The sequence below is a fragment of the Roseovarius dicentrarchi genome (assembly GCF_003316635.1).
GTDB lineage: Bacteria > Pseudomonadota > Alphaproteobacteria > Rhodobacterales > Rhodobacteraceae > Roseovarius > Roseovarius dicentrarchi.
The window spans coordinates 1-1159 of sequence record NZ_QNQP01000078.1; the positions used below are offsets into that span (position 1 = coordinate 1).

The following is a 1159-nucleotide window of genomic DNA, read 5'->3' on the forward strand; positions in this document are numbered from 1 at the left end:
ACTTTCCATCAATATCACCTGCTCATTCCTCCGCGCTATTCGGCGCGGATGCTAACGTCGCAGGTGGGTCAATTTTACTCGCTCATAACCCACCCAAGTGGGTCAATTTTGCATGCCGATTCACACCAAAGGCATCGCATGCTGATATTGTGATGGAGGCAACGCAGTCGACATCGGCTGCGGCAAAGTCGCGGGTTGCTGCGAGTTGGCACCGTTCTGTCATTAAGCATGGACTGGACCCTGATGAGCATCGGACACCTGACCGAATAGAGCAAAAAAGTCTGCAATTCAGGATGGAGATGCTCGAAAAATTCATGACCGTCGCGAGCCCGCGTTTGGACGCGCTTTTCTCTCTGGTCGGGCAATCGGGTTGCGCGGTTTTCCTGACCGATACAGATGGCATCATCCTAGATCAACGTCTCTCTGATGCTGACGCTATGGCATTTGAAGGTTGGGGCCTCACAACCGGTGCCGACTGGAGTGAAGAGAAAGAAGGCACGAACGGCATTGGGACCTGTCTGACCGAGCAACGTCATGTAATCATTCATCAAGACGAGCATTTCTATACGCGCAACACAGGCATGAGTTGCATCGACGCGCCGATCTACGGCAGCAACGGGCAACTTTTGGCGGCGCTTGATTTATCATCCGCGCGTGCAGATCAAACGGAGGCCTTCAATCGCTTGATCGCGGCCCAAGTGGCCCAAACCGCACGCGCGATTGAAGCCGCGAATTTCAGGGCCGCCTTTTCATCCGCGCGGATCATTGTGGCCGAGAGCGACGACGCCGGGGCCTCAACGCTACTTGCCATTGACGAAAGTGATTTGGTGATAGGGGCCACCCGCGAGGCCCGCCGTGTCTTTGGGCTGCAACGGACGGGTGATTTAGTCGCGCGCCCTGCAACAGACATACTGGGACGTAAAGATGGCCCTACAGGATTTGAGAAGGCCGAAAAGGCCGCTGTGATTCGTGCGTTGGCACGGGCCGGAAACAACGTATCGCAGGCCGCGCGCCAGCTTGGGATCGGTCGTGCTGCGGGTTTCGCTAATTCCCGGACACGGATTTCAGTAATTCCCGGACACGCGTTTCGGTAAATCCCGGACAGGGATTTCGGTAATTCCCGGACAGCTCCGGGGGCCTTGGGTACGGTTGGTCATCG

General features: G+C 56.3%; 1 protein-coding gene. It reads left to right on the forward strand.

Going from position 1 to position 1159, the window contains the following annotated elements; all coding sequences use genetic code 11:
• Window positions 1–152 precede the first annotated feature (152 nt).
• A complete protein-coding gene (locus DQ230_RS16915; RefSeq protein WP_113913711.1) occupies window positions 153–1094 on the forward strand; it encodes a GAF domain-containing protein in 942 nt (313 codons plus the stop codon).
• Window positions 1095–1159 lie beyond the last annotated feature (65 nt).

Coding starts and splice junctions, on each gene's coding strand:
- DQ230_RS16915 (WP_113913711.1), top strand. CDS start 153: ATGGAGGCAACGCAGTCGACATCGGCTGCGGCAAAGTCGCGGGTTGCT.